The following is a 5,460-nucleotide window of genomic DNA, read 5'->3' as shown; positions in this document are numbered from 1 at the left end:
CGGCGCCCACCTCGACGGTCTCGTCCTCCTCGACCTTGATCTCGAGCAGGGTGCCCGCGACGGGGGAGGGGATCTCGGTGTCGACCTTGTCGGTGGAGACCTCGAGCAGCGGCTCGTCGACCGCGACGTCGTCGCCGACCTGCTTGAGCCAGCGGGTGACGGTGCCCTCGGTGACGGACTCACCGAGCGCGGGGAGGGTCACCGAGGTGCTCTCGCCGCCACCGCTGGACTTCGCTGCGGCGGGCTTCTCCTCCGGCGCGGAGTCGGACTTGTCGGCCTCGGGGGTGTCGTCGCCGGCGGGCAGCTCGCCCTTCTCCTCGACGATCTCCTCCTCCTGCTCGGCCTTCTTCTCCGACTCCTGCTCGTCCTTGGGCTGGGCCTCGGGCTCGGCGGTGTCGTCGGCGTCCCCGGCGGACTCGCCCTCGTCACCGATGACGCCCAGCACGGCGCCGACCTCGACGGTGTCGTCCTCCTCGGCCTTGATCTCGAGCAGGGTGCCCGCGACGGGGGAGGGGATCTCGGTGTCGACCTTGTCGGTGGAGACCTCGAGCAGCGGCTCGTCGACCGCGACCGTGTCGCCGACCTGCTTGAGCCAGCGGGTGACGGTGCCTTCGGTGACGGACTCGCCGAGGGCGGGGAGGGTGACTTCGGAGGCCATGGGATTCCTTCGCTCGCTGTGTCGTGGTGCTGGGAGTGGGGGGTGGTGCCGGGTCAGGCGTGGGCGTGCAGCGCCTTGCCGGCGAGGGCCAGGTGGGCCTCGCCGAGCGCTTCGTTCTGGGTGGGGTGGGCGTGGACCAGGGGAGCCACGTCGTCGGCGTGGGCCTCCCAGTTGTAGATCAGCTGGGCCTCGCCGATGAGCTCGCCCACCCGGTCGCCGACCATGTGGACGCCGAGGACGGGCCCGTCGGTGCGGCTGACGAGCTTGACGAAGCCGCTCGTGCCGAGGATCTGGCTCTTGCCGTTGCCGCCGAGGTCGTAGACGACGGTGGTGACGTCGTCGCCGTACTGCTCGCGCGCGGTGGCCTCGTCGAGGCCGACGGAGGCGATCTCGGGGTGGGAGTAGGTGACTCGCGGGATGCCCGCCTCGTCGATGGGTCGCGGGTCGAGGCCGGCGATGTCCTCGGCGACGAAGATGCCCTGCTGGAAGCCGCGGTGGGCCAGCTGGAGGCCCGGGACGATGTCGCCCACGGCGTACACGCCCTCGAGGTTGGTGCGGCAGCGCTCGTCGGCGAGCACGAAGCCGCGCTCCATGGCGACGCCCTGCTCCTCGTAGCCGAGACCCTGCGTGGAGGGGCCGCGACCGACGGCGACCAGCAGCAGGTCGGCCTCGATCACGTCGCCGCCCTCGACCGTCACGGCCACACCGGTGTCGGTGTGCTTGACGCTCTGGAACGGCGTGGCGGTGCGGAAGTCGATCTTGCGCTTGCGGAACGCCCGCTCGAGGGCCTTGGACGACRCCTCGTCCTCGACCGCGACCAGGCGGGGGAGCGCCTCGATGATCGTGACCCTCGAGCCGAAGCTCGCCCAGACGCTCGCGAACTCGCAGCCGATGACGCCGCCGCCGAGCACGATGACCGACTCGGGGACCCGGTCGAGGCGCAGGGCGTGCTCCGAGGTGAGCACCCGCTCGCCGTCGACCTCGAGGCCGGGGAGGGACTTGGAGTACGAGCCGGAGGCCAGCACGACATGCCGACCGGTGTAGGCGGTGTCACCGACCGTGACGGTGCGCGGTCCGGTGAGCCGGCCCTCGCCCTCGATCACGGTGATGCCGCGTGACTTGATCAGTCCGGTGAGGCCCTTGAAGAGCCGCCCGACGACCTTGTCCTTGTAGGCGTTGACCGCCGGCATGTCGATGCCGTCGAGGGTCGCGTTCACGCCGAACTGACCCGCGTCGCGGGCCGAGTCGGCCACCTCCGCGGCGTGGAGGAGGGCCTTAGTCGGGATGCAGCCCACGTGGAGGCAGGTGCCTCCGAGGTTGCCCTTCTCGACGAGGCACACGGTCAACCCGAGCTGTGCCGCACGGAGCGCACAGGCGTATCCACCCGAGCCCGCCCCGAGGATGAGTACGTCGAAGTCGCGCTGCGCCACCTGATGCCTTCCGCTGTCTCCCGATGAACGGAGCCCATCCTTGCACTCTTCGTGAGCCTGTCCACACCGGGTCGCTTCGGTCGGGCGGGCAGAATGGCGCCATGGGACTCTTCGACCGACTCCGTCGCTCCGGCCGTGTACGACGACCTGCCAGGGATGCGTCGCGGACGGGCTCGACCACCGTCCGGGCCGCCGACGGCGGCGACGTGACGCACCTGGCCGAGTTCGTCAGCACCCGTCGCGGGGTCGAGGGATTCGTGGAGCCCCGCACCGCCGTCAGCGACGTGACGCTGCTCCTCGTCGCCCACGACGGGGAGTGGACCCGACGTCGCGTGCCGAGCGTGAAGTGGGCGCACGACTTCGCCAACAAGCACCACGTCCCGTCGTACGACGCCGCGGTCGTCGGCATCCCGCAGCGGATGCGGGACTACAACCGGCGCAAGAAGGCCGGAGGGCTGTAGGCGCCCGGGATCAGTCCCCGACGGCCAGCGAGCGCGCGTAGGCGACGAGCGTCGTCACCCCGAAGCCGGTGGCGCCGGACGGCACGTGCCCGTAGGGACCGCCGCCGTTGATCTCGTTGCCGGCGATGTCCATGTGGGCCCAGGGCAGTCCACCGGTGAACTCGCGCAGGAACGCCGAGGCGTAGAGCCCGCCGCCCCAGCGGACCCAGTCGTGCTGCAACAGGTCCGCGATCTTGGACGAGGTGATGCGCTCCTTCATCTCCTCGGGGATCGGCATCGGCCACAGCTGCTCGCCGGCGAGCTCGCCCGCGTCGAGGACCGCCTGGACAGGGGCTCCGGTGCCGAGGACGGCACCGACCCGGTCGCCGAGGGCGATCTGCAGGTGGCCGGTGAGGGTGGCGACGTCGACGATCACGTCGGGTTCGGTCTCGMTGGCCATCTGGAGCGCGTCGCCGAGGAGCATCCGGCCCTCGGCGTCGGTGTTGGCGATCTCCACGGTGGTGCCGCCGTACATCGTGACGACGTCCCCGGGTCGCATCGAGGTGCCGGAGACCATGTTCTCGGCCATCGGCGCGTAGGTGGTCACCTTGATCGGCAGGCCGAGGCGGGCGATGGCGAAGGTCGCCGTGATGACGGCCGCGGCGCCGGCCATGTCGCCCTTCATCCCGACCATGCTGCTGGAGGGCTTGATGGTGAGGCCGCCGGAGTCGAACGTGACTCCCTTGCCGACGAGGGCGAGGTGGCGCTCGGCGCCCCGGGGCGCGTACGTCAGGCGGACCATCCGCGGCTTGGCGTCCGAGCTGTTGCCGACGGCGAGCGTGCCGCCGCAGCCGAGCTCGGCCAGCTGGTGCTCGTCGAGGACCTCGAGGGTGACCTTGGGGGTGCCGCGGCCCTTGGTGAGCGCGCGGTGGGCCTCGGTCACGGCCTCGGCGAAGGCCGGGGGAGTGAGGTGGCCGGGCGGCTCGTTGACCCAGTCACGGCAGGTGATCACGGCGCTCGCGACGACCTGCGCCTCCTCGAACGCGGTGATGACCTCGGCCTTCCGGGCGGCCGGGCTCAGCACGACGACCTCGCCGGGAGCCGTGTCCTCGGCGTCACCGGACTTGTGGCGGGTGAACGTGTAGCTGCCGAGCAGGTGGCCCTCGGTGGCCGCGGCGACGAGCTCCGGAGAGCCGGCCGGCAGGGCCAGGGCGACGGACGCGGCGTTGGGGACGCTGCGGGCGGCGACGCCGGCCGCGCGGCGTACGGCGGTGGGGGTGACGGCGCCGTCCTCGCCCGCGGCGCCGAGGCCGACCAGGATGAGGAGCGGAGTCTTGACGACGCCGGCCGTCGGGACCTTGACGCTCTCACCCGCACGCCCGGTGACCCCCAGGGAGGACAGGAGCGGGCGCAGCTTGCGACCCCAGGCCTCGGCGACCTCCGCGGCCTCGTCGACGAGGACCGGGCCCTTGTCGGAGGAGAGGACGCCCACCACCACGGCGTCTGCTCGGGTCTTGGCGGGGCTGGCGTTGCGGAGGGTGTACGTCGTCGTCACCCGGGCATGCTAGGCGAGGCCTGCGACACCGAGCGCTGCGGTAGGTTGCCCGGCATGTCCGAGCACACCCTGACGCAGTCGCCCCTGCACGAGGCACACGTCGCCCTCGGCGCCAAGCTCGCCGAGTTCGGCGGATGGTCCATGCCCCTCGAGTACCCCTCCGGCGTGGTCAAGGAGCACACCGCGGTCCGCGAGGCCGTCGGCGTCTTCGACGTGAGCCACCTCGGCAAGGCGATGGTCACCGGGACGGGCGCCGCGGACCTCGTCAACGCGACCCTCTCCAACGACCTGCGCAAGATCCAGCCCGGCAAGGCGCAGTACACGCTGTGCTGCGACGCCGAGACCGGCGGGATCGTCGACGACCTCATCGCCTACTACCAGGACGACGAGCACGTCCTGCTGGTCCCCAACGCCGCCAACACCGCCGAGGTCGTACGCCGTCTGCGCGAGGCCGCGCCCGAGGGCGTCACCGTGACCGACCACCACCGCGACTACGCCGTGCTCGCCGTGCAGGGACCGAGGTCCGACGAGGTGCTCGAGGCCATCGGCCTGCCCGCCGGGCACGACTACATGACCTTCGTCGAGGCTCCCTTCGAAGGCCCCGACGTGGTGGTGTGCCGCACCGGCTACACCGGCGAGCGGGGCTATGAGCTGATCGTCGCCAACGCGGGTGCCCGCGCCCTGTGGGACGCCATCCTGGCCGCGGGTGAGGAGCACGGCATCCTCCCGTGCGGCCTCGGGGCGCGCGACACCCTGCGCACCGAGATGGGCTATCCGCTGCACGGGCAGGACATCAGCCTCGACGTCACCCCGGTGCAGGCCGGGCTGGGCTGGGCGGTCGGCTGGAAGAAGGACGCCTTCTGGGGCAAGGACGCCCTCGTCGCGGAGAAGGAGGTCGGTCCGAAGCGTCGGCTGCGCGGCCTCGTCGCCGTCGGGCGCGGCATCCCGCGACCGGGCATGGGCGTCACCCTGACCCGGGACGTGCCGCTCGCCGACATCACCTCCGGCACCTTCTCCCCGACCCTGAAGAAGGGCATCGGCCTCGCGCTGATCCCGACGATGGTGGCCGAGGACGCGGAGGTCGGCGTGGACGTGCGCGGGCGCCGCGAGATCTTCCGGCTCACCAAGCCGCCCTTCGTCGACACCTCCGTGAAGGAGTCCTGATGCTGCCCGGCCAGCCCCCGACCTTCCGCCAGCCCAGTGCGTCCGAGCGCCCGTGGTGGTGGCGCCTCGAGGACGCCTCCGGCAACACCGTGGAGGTCTCCGGGCACGACGCCGAGCGCTTCAGCTCGCAGGCCGACGCCGAGTCCTGGGTGTGGAGGTCTCCGGGCACGACGCCGAGCGCTTCAGCTCGCAGGCCGACGCCGAGTCCTGGGT

General features: G+C 71.8%; 5 protein-coding genes and 1 pseudogene. 3 read left to right on the top strand and 3 right to left on the bottom strand.

Features of this window, described 5'->3' with window-relative positions; genetic code table 11:
* Nucleotides 1–658 (bottom strand): biotin/lipoyl-containing protein (locus tag ACXJKL_RS13395; protein WP_457207540.1); only part of this gene is annotated, 658 nt, incomplete at its 3' end.
* Between the two features lie 53 nt (nucleotides 659–711).
* Nucleotides 712–2,088, bottom strand: coding sequence for a dihydrolipoyl dehydrogenase (gene lpdA, locus ACXJKL_RS13390; RefSeq protein WP_457207539.1), 1,377 nt, complete (start codon nucleotides 2,086–2,088; stop codon nucleotides 712–714).
* A 101-nt stretch (nucleotides 2,089–2,189) separates the two neighbouring features.
* Between lpdA and ACXJKL_RS13385 the strand changes: the two genes are divergently transcribed.
* Nucleotides 2,190–2,549 carry a hypothetical protein gene (locus tag ACXJKL_RS13385; RefSeq protein WP_457207538.1) on the top strand — a complete coding sequence of 120 codons (360 nt, stop codon included), beginning with the start codon at nucleotides 2,190–2,192 and terminating at the stop codon, nucleotides 2,547–2,549.
* A gap of 10 nt (nucleotides 2,550–2,559) precedes the next feature.
* Here ACXJKL_RS13385 and ACXJKL_RS13380 read toward each other — a convergent pair whose 3' ends face one another.
* Nucleotides 2,560–4,083: a leucyl aminopeptidase gene (locus ACXJKL_RS13380; RefSeq protein WP_457207537.1), complete on the bottom strand. Its 1,524-nt coding sequence runs from the start codon at nucleotides 4,081–4,083 to the stop codon at nucleotides 2,560–2,562.
* Nucleotides 4,084–4,137: 54 nt separating this feature from the next.
* Here ACXJKL_RS13380 and gcvT point away from each other — a divergent pair, with 54 nt between their 5' ends.
* Both gcvT and ACXJKL_RS13370 read left to right on the top strand, forming a co-directional pair.
* Nucleotides 4,138–5,247: a glycine cleavage system aminomethyltransferase GcvT gene (gene gcvT / locus ACXJKL_RS13375; RefSeq protein WP_457207536.1), complete on the top strand. Its 1,110-nt coding sequence runs from the start codon at nucleotides 4,138–4,140 to the stop codon at nucleotides 5,245–5,247.
* Nucleotides 5,247–5,460: pseudogene (locus ACXJKL_RS13370) on the top strand (hypothetical protein); the annotation flags it as partial. The gene gcvT and the pseudogene ACXJKL_RS13370, both read left to right, overlap by 1 nt.

It is taken from the genome of Nocardioides sp. P5_C9_2 (genome assembly GCF_054049555.1).
The sequence above is the reverse complement of the archived record's forward strand: the minus strand, read 5'-3'. Positions and strand labels throughout refer to the sequence as shown.

Coding starts and splice junctions, on each gene's coding strand:
- ACXJKL_RS13385 (WP_457207538.1), top strand. CDS start 2,190: ATGGGACTCTTCGACCGACTCCGTCGCTCCGGCCGTGTACGACGACCT.
- gcvT (WP_457207536.1), top strand. CDS start 4,138: ATGTCCGAGCACACCCTGACGCAGTCGCCCCTGCACGAGGCACACGTC.